13 protein-coding genes are annotated in these 17,406 nt (G+C 53.6%); 7 read left to right on the top strand and 6 right to left on the bottom strand.

What is annotated here, in order from left to right; genetic code table 11:
* Window positions 1-65 precede the first annotated feature (65 nt).
* Complete coding sequence (locus F3J38_RS09320; protein WP_167137426.1) at window positions 66-947, top strand: LysR family transcriptional regulator; 882 nt, start codon at window positions 66-68, stop codon at window positions 945-947.
* 63 nt (window positions 948-1,010) lie between these two features.
* A complete protein-coding gene (locus tag F3J38_RS09315) occupies window positions 1,011-1,556 on the top strand; it encodes an NUDIX domain-containing protein (RefSeq protein ID WP_167137423.1) in 546 nt (181 codons plus the stop codon).
* A 171-nt stretch (window positions 1,557-1,727) separates the two neighbouring features.
* Here F3J38_RS09315 and F3J38_RS09310 read toward each other — a convergent pair whose 3' ends face one another.
* Both F3J38_RS09310 and F3J38_RS09305 read right to left on the bottom strand, forming a co-directional pair.
* Complete coding sequence (locus tag F3J38_RS09310) at window positions 1,728-4,121, bottom strand: glycoside hydrolase family 31 protein (protein ID WP_167137420.1); 2,394 nt, start codon at window positions 4,119-4,121, stop codon at window positions 1,728-1,730.
* Window positions 4,122-4,136: 15 nt separating this feature from the next.
* On the bottom strand, window positions 4,137-5,438 hold the full coding sequence (locus F3J38_RS09305; RefSeq protein WP_167137417.1) for an MFS transporter: 1,302 nt from the start codon (window positions 5,436-5,438) through the stop codon (window positions 4,137-4,139).
* A 374-nt stretch (window positions 5,439-5,812) separates the two neighbouring features.
* Between F3J38_RS09305 and uxuA the strand changes: the two genes are divergently transcribed.
* From uxuA to uxuR, 4 genes are all read left to right on the top strand, one after another.
* On the top strand, window positions 5,813-6,991 hold the full coding sequence (gene uxuA, locus F3J38_RS09300; RefSeq protein ID WP_167137414.1) for a mannonate dehydratase: 1,179 nt from the start codon (window positions 5,813-5,815) through the stop codon (window positions 6,989-6,991).
* Window positions 6,992-7,193: 202 nt separating this feature from the next.
* Window positions 7,194-8,675, top strand: a complete 1,482-nt coding sequence (locus F3J38_RS09295; RefSeq protein WP_167137411.1) for a fructuronate reductase — start codon at window positions 7,194-7,196, stop codon at window positions 8,673-8,675.
* On the top strand, window positions 8,672-10,090 hold the full coding sequence (gene uxaC / locus F3J38_RS09290) for a glucuronate isomerase (RefSeq protein ID WP_167137408.1): 1,419 nt from the start codon (window positions 8,672-8,674) through the stop codon (window positions 10,088-10,090). The genes F3J38_RS09295 and uxaC overlap by 4 nt, the downstream gene beginning before the upstream one ends.
* Window positions 10,091-10,175: 85 nt before the next feature.
* A complete protein-coding gene (gene uxuR / locus F3J38_RS09285) occupies window positions 10,176-10,943 on the top strand; it encodes a Uxu operon transcriptional regulator (protein ID WP_167137405.1) in 768 nt (255 codons plus the stop codon).
* Between the two features lie 33 nt (window positions 10,944-10,976).
* On the opposite strand, the gene F3J38_RS09280 is transcribed toward uxuR, so the two are convergent.
* The 4 genes from F3J38_RS09280 to F3J38_RS09265 form a co-directional block, all read right to left on the bottom strand.
* Window positions 10,977-12,164: an aminotransferase-like domain-containing protein gene (locus F3J38_RS09280; RefSeq protein WP_167137402.1), complete on the bottom strand. Its 1,188-nt coding sequence runs from the start codon at window positions 12,162-12,164 to the stop codon at window positions 10,977-10,979.
* Window positions 12,165-12,829: 665 nt separating this feature from the next.
* Complete coding sequence (locus F3J38_RS09275; protein WP_167137399.1) at window positions 12,830-14,122, bottom strand: PQQ-dependent sugar dehydrogenase; 1,293 nt, start codon at window positions 14,120-14,122, stop codon at window positions 12,830-12,832.
* Window positions 14,119-14,541 (bottom strand): DUF2231 domain-containing protein, encoded by a 423-nt coding sequence (locus F3J38_RS09270; protein WP_167137396.1) that lies wholly within the window; start codon window positions 14,539-14,541, stop codon window positions 14,119-14,121. The genes F3J38_RS09275 and F3J38_RS09270 overlap by 4 nt, the downstream gene beginning before the upstream one ends.
* A gap of 131 nt (window positions 14,542-14,672) precedes the next feature.
* Entirely contained in the window at window positions 14,673-15,788 is a 1,116-nt protein-coding gene (locus F3J38_RS09265) for an ABC transporter substrate-binding protein (RefSeq protein WP_167137393.1), read from the bottom strand.
* 299 nt (window positions 15,789-16,087) lie between these two features.
* Here F3J38_RS09265 and F3J38_RS09260 point away from each other — a divergent pair, with 299 nt between their 5' ends.
* Window positions 16,088-17,269, top strand: coding sequence for a mandelate racemase family protein (locus F3J38_RS09260; RefSeq protein ID WP_205298203.1), 1,182 nt, complete (start codon window positions 16,088-16,090; stop codon window positions 17,267-17,269).
* The last annotated feature ends 137 nt before the right edge of the window (window positions 17,270-17,406 follow it).

Below are 17,406 nucleotides of genomic sequence, written 5' to 3'. Positions count from 1 at the left end.
TAGTGTGTCGCATTAACCGCAAAAATGGCCGAAGATGATACGTCTGTATAACGGAAATCGTTAAAATGAACTCCAAAGATATTGAGGTTTTCCTGATGGTGTCGCAAACCCGCAGCCTCACGCAGGCGGCACGGCGGCTCAACACCACGCCCATGACCGTGTCGCGCAGGCTGGCATCGTTGGAGGAGGATCTCGGCGTACGTCTGATGCATCGCACCACGCGCGCCATCGCCTTAACGGATGAAGGTGAAGAGTTTCTGCCCTACGCCAAATCACTGGCGGAAACCGAGCAGAGCGCGCGCAACCTCTTTTCTCCCCATCAACAAGGTGCAACCGGTCAGTTGCGTATCACTGCACCTTCGGGTTTTGGGCGGCGAACCATCATTCCGCTGTTACCTGCGTTGATGGAAGCGAACCCGGAGCTACGCATTGAATTTCAATTGAGCGATGACGTCACCGATTTAGTGGGGTTGGGCTACGATATTGCGATCCGTATTGCTCCATTACGTGACTCTCGACTGGTGGCACATCGCCTTGCCGATAACCCGCGCATGCTGTGCGCGTCACCCGATTATCTGCAACGCTTCGGCACACCTCAGACACTTAACGACCTGCACAAACATAACTGCCTGCGTCTTTCCGGCGTGGTGCAATGGAGTTTTCTGATCGACGGGCATATATCCAGCCTGAGTGTAGAAGGCCGTTTTAGCGGCAGTAACGTGGAGGGTGTGCGCACACTTTGTGTGGCCGGCAGCGGCATTGCGCAGTTATCCGAATGGGATATAAGGGAAGAACTGGCGGCAGGCACACTGGTCGCCATCGATTTGCTCGATGCCCAACCACAGATGCTCGGCGTTTGGGCGCTGTTCCCCACCACACGCCAATTACCCGCACGCGTAACGGTGTTTCTTAACGCGCTCAAGCAAGCAATGGAGAAAAACAGATAAATACCCTGTTCTCGCGCCGCAGTGATAGGCTTAAATCAATGATTCACTTCATGGAGGCCCATCTTGAAACCTGAAATTCACACCCTCGCATCGACAGAAATCTATCGCAATCGCTGGATGACGCTTAAAGAAGATAAGATTCAACGGGCTGATGGCAGTGAAGGCATCTACTCAGTGATTGAAAAGAATGATTTTGTGGTGATTCTTCCGGTAGAGCAGGACAGTATTTTCGTGGTGGAGCAGTACCGTTATCCCATCAGTGAACGCACCATTGAGCTTCCCCAGGGCAGTTGGGAACTTGACCCTGGCGCCACACCAGAAGCACTGGCCGCTGGCGAGTTGCAAGAAGAGACCGGATTAATTGCCGATCGCTGGCAGTATGTTGGCTACCAAAAACTGGCGCAGGGATACTCCGCGCAGGGATACCACATCTACCTTGCCAGCGAGTTGCGTTATCAGGGACAAAGCCTGGATGCGGAAGAAGTTGGGCTGACCGCGCGAAAAATGAAGATCAGCGAGTTTCTGCAGCTGGTGTTGGCAGGGAAAGTCACCGATGCCACCTCCGTGACCGCGTTTTTGCTGGCGCGGGCGAGAGGATTGATAGATTAATCCCTTTTAAATCAATTGCATGAAGAAATTTCGCTCGCCATAAATGGTGCCCCTACCACAATGACGTGGGATTTTCATTGGTTAGGGATTGATGTGCATGCTTGGATTGAGTCGTTCACGTCGTTTTGAAAGGTGCGCACTGATGCGCACCTTTACCTCGAATCCTGCCGCTTAGTGACTCACCGCGTCTGCCAACACCAGTTGCGCACCTGCCGCACTGACAGCAACACCATCAATATACAACTGGCGCTGTTCTGCCGTAGGCAAGACAATCTGCAGCGTTTTCCAAGCTGGCTGGTAATTGCCTTTGCGCTGGAAGTTCAGGTGAATAGCCTCGGCATCGCTGCGCATTTCCCAGTTTAACCACAACGCGTTACCCTGCTGATAGCCCCAAGACTCACCGTCATCTTCAAATACCAGGCCTTTGCTCTCGCCCTTACCCTGTAATGGATAAAGTTGCAGCGTGCGACGGTCATCCGCTTGGGCATCCACATGACGCAAACGCTGGCTCATCGGCAGTGCAGCACCCGCACGCACCAACATCGGCTGGGTTTCCAGCGGTGCTGGCAGGGTGATCCACTGACCGCCGCTGTACCACTGTTGCGTCGCAAAGTCATACCAGCCTGTTTGGTTATCAGGCAGCCACAAACTGCGTTCACGTTGTCCTGCTTCCACCACGCTGGCCACTAACAGATCGCGACCCAGCATAAACTCATCGCACTCAGCGAAGGTCTGTTTATCCTGTTCATGATCGAGGAACGTTGGGCGCAGCATCGGCTCATCATCAGCATGTGCTTGCCACAGCAAAGTATAGAGGTATGGCAGCAGGCGATAACGCAGTTCAATCGCAGCACGAATCGCAGGCGTGACTGTCGGATACATCCAAGGTTCATTCACCGTGTGATCATCATTCCACGAGTGAATGGTGAAACGCGGATGCATCACGCCGTTTTGCACCCAACGCACGAACAATTCTGCATCCGGCTTATCACCCGAGAAACCACCCACGTCATGACCCACGTTGAACAGTCCCGACAAACTCATCCCCAAGCCCATGCGGATGTTGTAACGCAGTGACGTCCAGTTAGTACGGTTATCACCACTCCAGGTTTGCACATAGCGTTGCATGCCGGCGCAGCCAGAACGCGAGATCAGGAATGGACGCTTCTCTGGGGCAAAACGCTGCTGCGCTTCCATTGACGCACGCATCATCAGTAATGGCATCACCGGGCGAATATGCTTGATGGCAATGGGTGTGCCGAAACCGTGGCAACGCGCTTCACCATCCCACACTTCATATTCGTTGTTGTCGTTCCAGGTCGAGTCAATGCCCTTCTCCAGGAGTTGTTTGGTGACATTTTCCTGCCACCAAGCCACCGCCTGCGGATGGGTAAAATCAAGATGTGAACCTTCATCGTCCCAGAACACCGAGCGCTCTGGCGCATCCTGTTCCGAATCACGAATAAACAAACCTTGCGCCGCAACTTCTTCGTAGCGCGGATGGTCCTGCAATAAGCAAGGCTTGATGTTGGCTGCCAAACGCAAACCGGCATCGTGAAACGCCTGGCTCATCACTTCCGGTTGCGGCACCTTGTCGTAGTTCCAGTTGAACACATAACGTTTGTTATTAATCGAGGTGTAACCCGATGACAGCTGGAAGGAGTCGCATGGAATGTCGTGCTGTTCGCACAAACGGATGAACTTCATCAGCTGATTCTGCGCGTCCGGTGCATCGGTGTAGTGCATGGTGGAGCCGCTGTAACCCAGGCTCCATTTCGGGCCAAACAGCGTTTTACCGGTCAGACGCACAAAGGCTTTGGTGACATCCAGCACTTTGCTGCCAACAAACAGATAGTAATCAATATCTCCACTTTCAGCCTGCCAGCGGCGATAAGGCTGATGGTAGTTATCTAACTCATTACCGAGATCGAACCAGCTGCTGCTGAGGTTATCGTAGTAAAGGCCAAAGCTCATTTCACTGCGGCGTGTGATGGTGAACGGCACATGCTTGTAGAGAGGATCAGTCGCCGCCGCGTTGTAACCCATCGCATCCAGATTACGCATCTCGTAGCGCTTGCCGTTACGCTGCAAATCTCCGGTTTTTTCACCCAAGCCGTAGTAAGCATCGTCATTCATACGGCGCTGGTAGTGCGCCACGCCATCGCCGTGCGCATTGATTAGATAGGCGCTGGTTGGGCGGTCGCAGGTCAGTAATTGCCATGCACCGGCGCTATCTCGATATTGCCACTCCAGCGCCAACGGCTGGTGCACCAACACGCGCAGGACATCAGTGGACACCACCAGCGTATCGCCCTCTTCTTCGAGCGTGAATCCTGGCAGGGTAAAGCCTGCCAGACTGTCACGTGGACGCCCTTCCCACGGCACCTCGCTCTCTGGCGCAATACTCCAGGTGCGATCCAGTGCGAATCCGCTCTGACGTTTAATCGCAACGCGGAACATGCCGGCTTCCAGCACATACAGGTTCAGCTGGTATTTTCCATCGACGGTTAACGCAACATGGTGTTGATCAGAATGTGTGAGTGACCAATTTTTTAAGGTTTTCATTGTTACCTACTTTATTCAGGCGCGCTGCGCGCGACGTTCAGCAATAAATGCAATCAGGAAGACCGCGCCAATCAGGTCGAAGAAGCCCATGGCGACAAACAGCGGGTTAAAGCCAATCTTGTCGGCGGTGACGCCGATCACCAGTGAGAACAGGAAGCTGGAGATCCACGCGAAGGAACCGCGCATACCGTTCACCGTCGCCATTTGGCCTTTATCAAACTTTTCCACCACCAGCGCACTGAGCATGCAGGAGATGATCTGATGCCCAAAGCCACCAATCGAGATCAATGCGATGGCCACATACGGGCTCTTGGTGACCGCCACCAGCGCCAGCGAAAGCATCAGAAAGGCCCCGGTCACCGAACTCGCCACCACGGCATTCACTTGGTTGAAACCAAACAATTTGGTGTACACACGCGTCAAATAACCACTGACGACGCTGCCAAGATCCGCGGCCAGGAAGGGTAGCCAGGCAAACATGGCGATTTGTTTGAGGTCCATTCCGAGATCTTTTGCCAGATACAATGGCACCCAAAAACTCAGCACGCCCCAGGCCGGTTCGGCCATGAAGGCGGGAATGGCGATGCCGTAGAAACGTTTGTTTTTCGAGACGCTTTTTAAGGCTTTAAAAAACGGCAGTTTGACGGCAGGAGGTTCATTATCCTGACGGATGAATTCCAGCTCAGACGCCTGCAAATTCGGATGGCGCTCAGGATCGCGATAGAACAACGCCCAAAGCACGACCCATGCCAGCGCCAGACAACCGGTAAACAGGAACGCACCCTGCCAACCGAAGGAAGCGTGAGCAAAATAGATGATCGGCGGCGCCAACATAGCACCAATAGAGAAGCCCACACCCGCCCAACCGGCTGCGACAGGACGCTCTTTTTTCGGAAACCATTCGCCCAGCACTTTGGCGTTAGCCGGCGTGGCGGCGGCTTCTGCGCCCCCCATCACAAAGCGCAGAATGGCAAGATGCACCCAACTCGCGGCACCCGCGTGGAACAGGCAAGCCACCGCCCAGATGGAGGCGCAGATAAGAAAGCCGAGTTTCAGACCAATCACATCAATCAACCAACCACAAATCGGCTGGAAGAAGGTATAGGCCAGCTGAAATGCGCCGACGATCCATGAATATTGTTCAGTGGTGATACCCAAACTGGTCTTGAGTTCTGGGGCCAAAATACCCAGTGAGTTTCGGGTAATGTAATTGACGGTGACGCCCGCTAAGAACAACACCAATACCCACCAGCGCAAATTGCGGAAGGTGCGTTTGCTGCCAGCGGCAGCGATCCCTGGATTCAAACTGCGGTTCATCTGGTTCTCCATTATTTATTAACATCATGAGCTTACAAATCCTGTGATGTTTGCGCGGGCATCGATAAACCGGAAATATCGCTGGCTGCCGCACAGGAATTGCTGCTTGTTGTTGAGGAGCGACTTCAGTGAGTCATCTCTAACCATCCGCCAGGAGTGAACCACAGATGCTGAATCTGGTCGCCAGTCAGATGCCGCAATTGTGATCTGGTTAACCAAAATGACTAACCAGGTTGACATCCGCGGTTAAAGAGTCGAATTTTAGGGCCTGAAAGCGCAATCCATGTCATAAGCAGTGCGCTAACCGAAAAATAGGTCAACCAATATAAGAATTGTCTTGAGTTCCATTTTCAGGACCTAAAAGAGGTAACAACATGAAGCAGACCTGGCGCTGGTATGGCCCAAATGATCCCGTTTCTCTTGCCGATGCACGACAGGCTGGCGCCACCGGCATCGTCACCGCCCTGCACCACATCCCTAACGGTGAAGTGTGGTCGGTGGACGAAATTATGCAGCGTAAAGCCATCGTGGAAGCCGCTGGTCTGGTGTGGTCAGTGGTGGAAAGCGTGCCGATTCACGAAGAGATCAAAACCGGCAGCGGTGAGTGTCAGAAGTGGATCAGCCATTATCAGCAGTCTCTGCGAAATCTGGCGCAATGCGGTATTAGAACGGTCTGCTACAACTTCATGCCGATCCTCGACTGGACGCGAACGGACCTTGAATATCTGTTACCCGATGGCGCGAAAGCCCTGCGCTTTGATCAGATCGAATTTGCTGTGTTTGAACTGCACATTTTGCAGCGTCCCGGTGCGGAGAAGGATTACAGCGCCACTGAAATAGCGCAGGCAGCGGACCGTTTCGCCAACATGAGCGAAGCGCATAAAACCCGTCTGACGCGCAATATCATTGCTGGTTTACCAGGTGCAGAAGAAGGTTACACGCTGGACCAGTTCCGTGCTCAATTAGCCCGTTATGACGGTATCGGCAAAGCTGAGTTGCGTGAAAACTTCGCCACCTTCCTGCGCGCCATTATTCCGGTGGCAGAAGAGGCTGGCGTCCGTATGGCGGTACATCCGGATGATCCGCCCCGTCCGATTCTTGGTTTACCGCGCATTGTCTCCAATGCAGAAGACTTGCAGTGGATGATCGATACCGTTCCAAGCCCTGCGAATGGGTTCACCATGTGCACCGGTTCTTATGGCGTGTTGGCGGAAAACGATCTCGCTGGCATGGTGAAACGCTTTGGTCCTCGCATCTACTTTGCGCATCTGCGGTCAACCAAACGCGAAGAGAATCCGAACACTTTCCACGAAGCGGCGCATTTGGGCGGCGATGTCGACATGTTTGCGGTGATCAAAGCGATTGCTGAAGAAGAACATCGCCGTAAAGCGGCCGGTCAGGAGGATTTGATTCCGATGCGCCCTGATCATGGTCATCAGATGCTCGACGATTTAAGAAAGAAAACCAACCCCGGCTATTCCGCCATTGGTCGTCTGAAAGGGTTGGCGGAAATTCGCGGTGTGGAGTTGGCGATCCATCGCGCTTATTTCTGAAAACTTAGCGCCGTTGTGGTCGCCATAAATGGCGCCCCTACAATCCATCGGTAGGCTTTAGGTGGCATCCCCCAAAATCCATCGGTAGGCTTTAGGTGGCATCCCCCAAAATCCACCGGTAGGCCATATGGGGCCTCTCCCTAACATGCATCGGTCCGATGTAGGGTGCGCATTAATGCGCGCCGGTTCGAATGGAGTTTACATGGAACACAACCTTGCCAATGACGAGCTAAACGTCACCCGTCCCGCATGGAATCATCAGCGGCTGGTGCCGCGTATTGTGCATATCGGCTGTGGCGCCTTTCATCGCGCCCACCAGGCACTGTATCTGCATCACCTGCTTGAAACCAGCGACAGTGACTGGGGCATCTGTGAAGTCAACCTGATGTCGGCGAGTGGCAAGCTGTTGGTCGAACAACTGCGCCAACAAGACCTGCTCTACAGCGTGACGGAAAAAGGGGCTGAGCAGAACGACGTTCACCTCGTGGCGGCCATCAAAGAAGCCTTGCATCCTGCACTGGATGGACACAATGGCATTATCGAAGCGCTGGCTCGTCCGGAAACCGCTATCGTTTCATTGACAGTGACGGAAAAAGGCTATTGCACCCAAGGTGCCAACGGTGAGTTGGATGCTGACAATACGTTGATAAAACATGATATTGCGCACCCCATGACGCCGAAATCCGCCATTGGTTTTATCGTCGAAGCATTACGTGTGCGTCGCGAACGCGGTGTTGCACCGTTTACTGTGCTCTCCTGCGACAACCTGCGTGATAACGGCCATGTCGCGCGCGCCGCTGTGGTAGGCCTGGCGCAGTTGCGCGATACGGCACTGGCGCATTGGATTGATGAGAACGTTACCTTCCCCAGCAGCATGGTTGACCGCATCGTTCCCGCGGTGACCGATGAAACCCAACAGGAAATTCGTGCGCTGCTGGGCGTCGAGGATCCTTGCGGCGTGGCCTGCGAGCCGTTTCGCCAATGGGTGATCGAAGATAAGTTTGTTAACGGTCGCCCGGAGTGGGACCGCGTTGGCGCACAGTTGGTGGCCGACGTAGCGCCGTTCGAAATGATGAAACTGCGTATGCTCAACGGCAGTCACTCATTTCTGGCCTACCTCGGGTATTTGGGTGGCTGTGAAACCATCGCTGACACCATGCAACTCCCGACCTATCGCCAGGCAGCATTGGCCCTGATGATGCAGGAGCAAGCACCGACGCTGTCGATGCCTGAGGGTATCGATCTGCAAGCCTATGCCAATCAGCTGATTGAGCGTTTTAGCAACCCTTCGCTACGCCACCGGACGCAACAGATTGCGATGGATGGAAGCCAGAAGCTGCCACAGCGCTGGCTCGATTCGGTGCGTTATCACTTGCTGCATGGCAGTGACTGTCGCCACTTGATGCTGGGTATTGCCGGCTGGATGCGTTACGTGCTCGGACAAAATGAGCGAGGTGAAGCATTTGACGTGGTTGACCCATTAAGTGCCACGTTGCATGACATCAACCAGCACACGCCAGAAGGTGACGCGCGTATTCGCGCCCTGCTCGCCGTGAGAACCATTTTTGGAGACGATTTGCCTGCCAATCCAGGCTTCGTCAGCCATCTTCAACAGGTGTACGCGCAACTTTGCCAGCATGGTGCCCGCGCCGCCGTTGCATCCCTGAATCAGGAGCCGAAATGAAGCGTTTTATGGATGACGATTTCCTGCTGCAAAGCGACGTTGCGCGTCGTTTGTACCATGACTATGCGGCTGATATGCCGATCTACGATTATCACTGTCATCTCAACCCGCAGGAGATCGCCGAAGATCGCCAGTTCGCCAATCTGGGCCAGATCTGGCTGGAGGGCGATCACTACAAATGGCGTGCGCTGCGAGCGGCCGGCGTCGATGAGTCACTGATCACAGGCAAAACGACTAGCGATTACGATAAATATTTCGCTTGGGCCCACACCGTACCCAAAACGCTGGGCAATCCGCTCTATCATTGGACCCATCTGGAGCTGCGTCGCCCGTTCGGCATCACCAATACGTTATTTGGGCCGGACACCGCGCAGCGCGTATGGGACGAATGCGCCGAGAAACTGGCAACCCCGGCATTTTCTGCACGCGGCATTATGCGTCAAATGAATGTACGTATGGTCGGCACCACCGATGATCCGGTTGATTCGCTGCAATATCATCGTCAGATTGCCGAAGACAGCAGCTTTGATATTGATGTCGCTCCAAGCTGGCGACCGGATAAGGTGTTCAAGATTGAGCTTGAAGGCTTTGTTGAATATCTGGGACGGCTGGAGGCAGCAGCGGATGTGGCGATCACCGACTTTGATGCGTTGCGCACCGCACTGTTGCGCCGTTTAGATCACTTCTCTGCCCGTGGCTGTCGTGCAGCGGATCACGGGATTGAAGTGCTGCGCTTTGCACCTGTTCCCGACGATAGCGTGTTGGACGCCATTCTGGCGAAACGTCGCAATGGCGACACGCTGAGCGAGCGGGAAATCGCACAGTTTAGCAGCGCAGTGCTGGTCTGGTTGGGTTCAGAGTATGCACGACGTGATTGGGTGATGCAGTTACACATCGGTGCCATTCGCAACAACAGCACTCGTCTGTTCCGTTTGCTGGGTGCTGACAGCGGTTTTGACTCCATTGGCGATAACAATATTGCTTTGCCGCTCTCGCGCCTGCTGGATGCGATGGATGTTAACGATCAACTGCCAAAGACCATTCTGTATTGCCTCAATCCGCGTGATAACGAAGTGCTGGCGACCATGGCAGGCAACTTCCAGGGTGCGGGCATTGCCGGAAAAGTGCAGTTTGGTTCCGGCTGGTGGTTCAATGACCAGCGTGATGGCATGCTGCGCCAGTTGGAGCAACTCTCACAAATCGGCTTGCTCAGCCAGTTTGTTGGCATGTTGACTGACTCACGCAGTTTCCTCTCCTACACACGCCACGAATACTTCCGCCGCATACTGTGTAATTTGCTCGCACAATGGGTAGATGAAGGCATTGTGCCGCACGACGAAGCCGTACTCGGCAGCATGCTGCAAGATATTTGCTTTAACAACGCGCAGCGCTACTTCACCCTTAACCCAAGGTGAAAATCACGCCCTGTGCTATAGTGCAGGGCGCGAAAGAAGGCCGCATCTGCAGTCGTAAACTCCTTAATCAGCAGAAAAGAGCTCTATGAAAACACAAGCTTCAGCACAGCGCCCTTATCAGGAAGTCGGGGAAATGTTGCGTAACATGATTATGCAAAAACAGTATGCCGTGGGCGAACGACTGCCGCCAGAACGCGAGCTGGCTGCCCTGCTGGATGTCACGCGTACACTGGTGCGTGAGGCCTTGATTATGCTGGAGCTGGAAGGTTTGATTGAGGTGCGCCGGGGTGCAGGCATTTACGTGGTCAATGACAGCCCAGCAGCACGAAGCAACGGGCAGACCGCCTGCAACGATGCAGGGCCGTTTGAGATGTTACAGGCGCGCCAGTTGCTGGAGAGCAATATTGCTGAATTTGCAGCCCTGCAGGCAACCCGTGAAGACATCATCAAAATGCGTCAGGCGCTGGAGTTGGAGGAGAAAGAGCTGGCTTCCGGCGCGGTCAATGAAAGCGAGAACGGCGATCGTAATTTCCATTTAGCGATTGCTGAAGCCACCCACAACAGCATGTTGGTGGAGCTGTTTAAGCAATCCTGGCAGTGGCGTGAAGACAATGTGATGTGGAGCCAGTTGCATCGTCATCTGGTCAACACGCATTACCGCAAGCAGTGGCTCGACGATCATAAAAAAATCCTCGCCACCTTAATCAAAAAAGACGCGCGTGCCGCCAAGCAGGCCATGTGGCAGCATCTGGAAAATGTGAAACAGCGACTGCTGGAATTTTCAGACGTCGACGACATCGATTTTGATGGTTACCTGTTTGAATCCTGGCCGCTGGACAGTGCCAACGGCTAGGAGCAGCCCTTTCTGCAAAGGGCTTTTAGGTCGTTACTGCGGTAATGACGCTTTCAGACGCTGTGCGGCCAAGGCCAGGTTGGTTTCTGAGACCGAGGCATAGGAAATACGCAGCGTTGAGGTATCCGGATTGTCACAGTAGAAGAACTCCCCGGGAACATACACTACACCATTGCTCAGCGTGGTTTTCAGCCATTCAGTGGTGTTGAAGGCTTCTTTGAAGGTTGCCCACAGGAACATGCCACCCAGCGGGCGATAGAAGTGCAGCTTATCCCCCAACTCCGTCTCCAAGGCTGCGCAGAGCGCATCGCACTTCTGCTTATAGGCCGCGCGGATCAAGCGAATCTGCTCCGGCAAGCGACCGGTTTCCAGATAATGACGCGTCAGGGATTGTGACAAAGCGCTGGTGTGCAGATCCGTTGCCTGCTTCAGGTTCACTACCGACGACTTCAGCCAACTCGGCATGGTAATCCAGCCAACACGCGCACCCGGTGCCAAAATTTTGGAGAAGGTCGAGGTATAAATGACATTCTCACTGGCACCCATTGCTTGCGCATGGGATTTCAATGGGCGGAATGTCTGGTCGGTGAAGTTGATCTCGCTGTAGGGATCGTCTTCAAAAATCAGGAAATCATACTGTTTCGCCAGTGCAACCAGCTGCTGACGGCGCGCTTCTGATAGGGTAACACCGCTTGGGTTGCCAAAGGTCGGAACGATATACACGGCTTTGATTGGCGTCTGTTTGACCAGTTCTTCCAACTCGTCAACGATCATGCCTTCGCCATCGGTACCCACAGACTTAAATTGCGCATCAGCCAACTGGAAGACCTGTAACGCGGCGAGATAAGTCGGACGCTCCACCACCACCACGTCGCCTGGGTTAATCAGTGCGCGGGCAAGGATATCCAGTGATTGCTGTGACCCGGAAGTGATGACAACGTCGTCCGGTGTGCAATCGATACCACGATCGGCTGAGATGCGGCAGATCGCTTCACGTAACAGCGGATCCCCTTCACTCAAGCCATACTGAAACGCATTGTGCCCATCCTGGGTTAGCGCACGGTCCATGGCAATTCGCAGACCTTCGGTATCAAACAGATCGGGATTCGGGATACCACCACCGAGTGAAATCACCCCTTCCATTTTGCTGTGTTTCAATAAATCGCGAATGGCTGATGAATGAATGCGTTTAACGTTATGGGATAACTTTTGCGACGACATAAAACCTTTACCTGATTATATTTTTCTAAGGCTAAATTCATAACATAAGTTAGCTATGCTGATAATCACATTTTCACGGTTTGGCAAAGAGAATTTAGTACCGGAAGGAAACGACTGATATGGCGAAATTATCACTGTTGGCAAAGAACGAAAAAAGGCGGAGGGGTGAGCTCCGCCTTGCTTCAAGTTCCGGTCAATGTGCCTGACCGGTCAGTTGCAAAAGGGCAACGATGATTTGCAGGATCACCCGGACCAGGTCCAGGAGTAACCGAACAATTTCCATCACTTTCCTTCTCCTCTGACAGGAGCGCGCCTTTCAGCCGTCGGGGCTTTGACTCCACCCGCCGATGGCCTGAGCACAAGTGTGAGGAGTGCTGAGCGCCACTCATTGTGGAAGCCACAGGCCAGCACCACCTGAAACCTGCCGGGATTTGACTATCCGCGCCCCTGGGAGTCATCAGAAAACAATGAGACTGCGCTCGCCACTCAACACCTGTATAACCATACAGTATTTTAGCGAAACTTGAAATATTTCCCCGCACATTTTATGATTTGCTTTGTGAGGAGTGCTGAGCACCCCGTTCGCAACGCGGTTACCAGCCGGTTAGCGAACATAAAAAAAGGATTTGGCCACCAGCCAAATCCTTTTTTATTGCCTGCAGTGATCAGTTGGCGGAGCTGATTCGCCAAATGGCATCACCGGCATCGTCTGCGATCAATACACCGCCTTGCTGGTCAGCGGCGAGTCCAACCGGCAAGCCACGCACCTGCTTTTGATCATCCGTCAGGAATCCTGTCACCACAGGTTGCGGTTGCCCAACCGGTTTTCCATTTTCGAATTTCACCCACACCACCTGATAGCCATTCAACGGTGTGCGGTTCCAACTGCCGTGTTCGCTGATAAATGCCCCGCCACGATACTGCGGCATATTATCCGCACCATAAAACAGCAGCCCTAGCGGGGCGACATGCGAACTGAGCGCGTAGTCCGGCTTGATGGCTTTCTCGACTAAATCGGGACGCTGCGGCTGGGCGCGCACATCCACATGTTGACCGTAGTAACTGTATGGCCAACCGTAGAAACCTCTGTCTTGCACAGAGGTCATGTAATCTGGCACCAGGTCGGAACCGATTTCATCACGCTCATTAACAATTGCCCATAGCTTGCCGCTTTGCGGCTCCCATTGCAGACCTGTTGGATTACGCAGTCCACTGGCATAAATGCGGCTGGCACCGCTCGCCGCATCGACCTCTAATACCGCAGCACGGCGGTATTCTGCACCAATGCCGTTTTCCGTAATGTTACTGTTGGAACCGACGCCGACATAAAGCTTAGTGCCGTCCGGGCTGGCGACCAGCGATTTAGTCCAGTGGTGGTTAATCGGCCCACCGGGCAACTCGGTGACCACCACGGGCGGTGTGCGAATCTCAGTTTGGCCGCTTTCATACGGGAACTTCACCAGACTGTCGGCATTGGCAACATACAGCGTGTTGCCCACCAGCTGCATGCCGAACGGCGCGGTGAGGTTGTCAATAAAACGATGTTGCTCCCATTTGCCATTTACGTTGCGCAGCAACGTGATGCGATTGCCACCCGCCCCGCCCTTACCAGACGCATTCTTCACGATGCCGGTAATCAGATCCTTCGGCGCGGTAGTCGGTTTCGGGGTGCCATTGGACTCTGCCACCAGCACATCATTGTTTGGCAGCACCAAAACTTGCCGAGGGTGCTGCAAATGTTCGGCAATCTTTTCAATTTTCAACCCCTCTGCCACCTTCGGCATTTCACCCACTTTCCACGGCGTGGCCTGCGGTACCTGCATCGGCGGCACAAAGAAGTTTTGCGCTTGGGGTAATTCAGGATCGGGGCCAATTTGCTTTTGTGGATCAATCAACGCACCGTCATCGCAGGCACTGAGTATCATCGCCAGCGTTACTGCACCAAGAATCTGTTTCATACGCGACCTCCCTGTACGGTACGTCCACGTAGTGCGAGTTGCACATTGGCGATGAATAGCAGCGCCACCACGAGTGTCGACAGCGTCACGCCCAGTGGCACAACCGCGTAAGCATCGCGGCTATGAATAAAGGCATTCACGATCGCCAGCACGATCGCCAACAGCGACAGCCAGAAGTGTGTTTTTTCACTGGGGTAAGGGCCACGGAATAAGTAAACAAGACTGATTAGTCTGGGCAGGATAGCCATCACCAGACCGATGGCAATCAACCAGCTGGCGGATTTGGTCCACATGATGACAAAGGTTTGCAGGTAGATGATATCGAACAGCCAGGCAGCCACAAAAAAGCCCAGCGGCAAGGGTTCCAACAGTGCATAAAGCCCGACGACAAACGCCGAACGTCCCGAGGTATACAACATTTGACTCTCCCTTTACGTTTATTTTTCAGACGCTGGCTGGGTTTCGCTTCCCCGAAACCGCAGCCAAACGCCTGTAAAATATTAGTAAAGATGAAGAGTTGTGCGCAAAAATAACGCAAAAAGCCTAAAGGTTATGACTTATCCGCTGGCAGCGTGACCCAATAACCCGGCTGATACGGCAGAGGCAAAAACTTCTCATGGAATTCACGGAATGTCGCGTCAGGATCCAGATCCTTGAACAAATCCGGATGCAGCCATTTCGCTAAGGCCTGAATCGCAACAAACTGATAAGGGCTGTCATAGAACTGATGCCAGATGGCGTGGGCATTGCCATTGTGCGCTACTGGTAGAGTTTTGAAGGCATCGCGCATCATCAGTAATTTCAAACGTGCAGTGGCTTCCTTGGTGTCAGCGCCTGGCCCTACACCCACCCATTTGCCGACGGTGTTGTAGTTCTTCCAGTTTGCGCCCGTCACCACCACCACATCAGGACGGCTGGCAATAATTTGTTCAGGATTCAAAGTACCGAAGGTGCCTGGAATCAGGTCCTTGGCAATATTGCTGCCCCCTGCCAGTTCGACCATTTGACCAAAGTTCTCGTTACCAAACGACATGCAGCACTCATCGGTATAGCCGCCCGCACGGTCAATCATCACTTTCGGGCGTGGACCTTCAAAGTTTTTCAGGCGTTCGGTCACCTTGTCGATCTGCGCACGACGGAACGCAACGATCTCTTCAGCGCGCTGTGGGTTATTCACCAGCTCACCCATAATGCGGATGCTTTTTTCGGCATGTTCCATCGGCTTCTCGCGGAAATCGATAAACACCACCGGCACACCCACGGCTTGCAATTTCTCAATCAGTTTGCCTTCGTCGGTCGCCGCTTTGGATTCGAGATTCATTAACACTAAATCAGGCTTCAGCGTCAGCGCTTGCTCAACATTGAAGGTGCCATCTTTCGCGCCACCAAAAGTGGGCAGCTTTTTAATCTCTGGATACTTCTTCTCATACGCCATATAGCCGTCATAGTCGGCTTTGTGGAAGTCATCTCGCCAGCCGACGACGCGATGGAAAGGGGCTGCGGTGTCGAACGCCGCCAGCAGATACATCTGACGCCCTTCCCCCAAAATAATGCGCTTCGACTCCTCTTTAACCTCAACCTGACGTCCTGCGATATCGGTGATGATTTTTGCCGAAGCGGAACTCGCTACTGCCACTAACCCCAGTGCTAACAGCCATTTTTTCATTTCGTCTACCCGTACAAATGATAATGATTATTATTAAATTTTCGCGGCGTCACTATCACCTGGCAGGCGTAAAATGAAAAGCCCCTGAGACACATTTTTTTACATCCCGTCATCTCTTATTTCAGTCTGCAATCGCTCACAAAACGCGCCTCTTTCGTGAAAATGCTCACAGCACACCATGCAACTGCCCAAGTAATTGCCCACGCTTCCCGCACTTTGGCTAATGCGTAAACAAAATGTGAACGCTAAATTACGAATTGAAACGCTGTTTTATTTTTATTTTAACGCTCATCGTGAGCATGGAAAACCGTTCTGGAGGTGTTACCGTGAAGATCAGCGCCATTGATGTCACTCTCTTTTCTTACCCTACGCGTCGTGTATCCGACAGTGCCGGGCACTCGCACCCCGGCGCGGAAACGGATGCGCAGATGGCGCTACTCACGATCACCAGTGAAGATGGCGATTGCGGTTACGCCTTTGCCCCTGCAGAAGTGGTGCGTTCGCACGTGGTAAACGCCTTTTTCCGCAAAGTGCTGATCGGGCAAAACGCATTTGACCGCGAACGTTTGTGGCAGGATCTGGTGCACTGGCAGCGAGGCAGCGCGCATCAACTTACTGAACGCGCACTTTCCGCCGTCGAGCAGGCCATGTGGGATTTAATTGGCCGCAAGCTGAAACAACCCGTGCATAAATTGCTGGGCGGTTATCGCGAAAAAATTCCCGCTTATGGCAGCACCATGTGTGGTGATGAGCTGGACGGTGGCCTCTCAACGCCTGATGAGTACGCCCAATTTGCTGAAAAGCTGGTAGCGCGCGGATACAAGGCGATCAAATTACACACCTGGATGCCGCCGGTCTCGTTTGCACCCAGTACCGCGATGGACATCAAGGCCTGTGCTGCTGTGCGTGAAGCGGTGGGCCCGGATATCGCCCTGATGCTGGATGGCTACCACTGGTACAGCCGCAGCGAAGCCCTCACCATCGGTAAAGCGCTTGAAAAACTCAACTTCGCTTGGTTCGAAGAGCCAATGGAAGAGGAAAGTATGTCCTCTTACGCTTGGCTGGCCGAGAACCTCAGTATTGATGTACTCGGTCCAGAGAGCCTGGGGGGGAAACACCACAGTCGCGCCGATTGGGTAAAGGCTGGAGCCTGCGACATCTTGCGTGCCGGGGCCAACGGCGTTGGCGGCATCTCCGCCACCATGAAAGTCGCCAGCCTCGCAGAAGCCTTTGGCATGGATTGCGAAGTGCACGGCAACGGTGCGGCCAGCCTGGCAGTGGTTGGGGCAATCCGCAACTGCCGCTGGTATGAGCGTGGTTTGCTGCACCCGTTCCTCGACTACGAACAGCCGCCCGCCTATCTCAACTCGCTAGTCGACCCAATGGATAGCGAGGGATTTGTGCACCTTCCCACTCGACCCGGTTTAGGTGAGGACATCAACTTCAGTTGGATTGAAACGCACACGCTCAACCGCTGGTAAGCGTCGAACACAAGCAGTACGGCAAACAACAATAAACCTCTGACCTGCTGGACTTTGCTTATGAACATTTCTCGCTGTTGCAGAGCGTGGTTTACCACGCTGCTGCTGCTCACTTGCAGCCCATCGCTGCTGGCTGC

This window comes from Candidatus Pantoea formicae, from assembly GCF_011752625.1.
Taxonomy (GTDB): Bacteria; Pseudomonadota; Gammaproteobacteria; order Enterobacterales; family Enterobacteriaceae; genus Pantoea; species Pantoea formicae.
The sequence above is the reverse complement of the archived record's forward strand: the minus strand, read 5'-3'. Positions and strand labels throughout refer to the sequence as shown.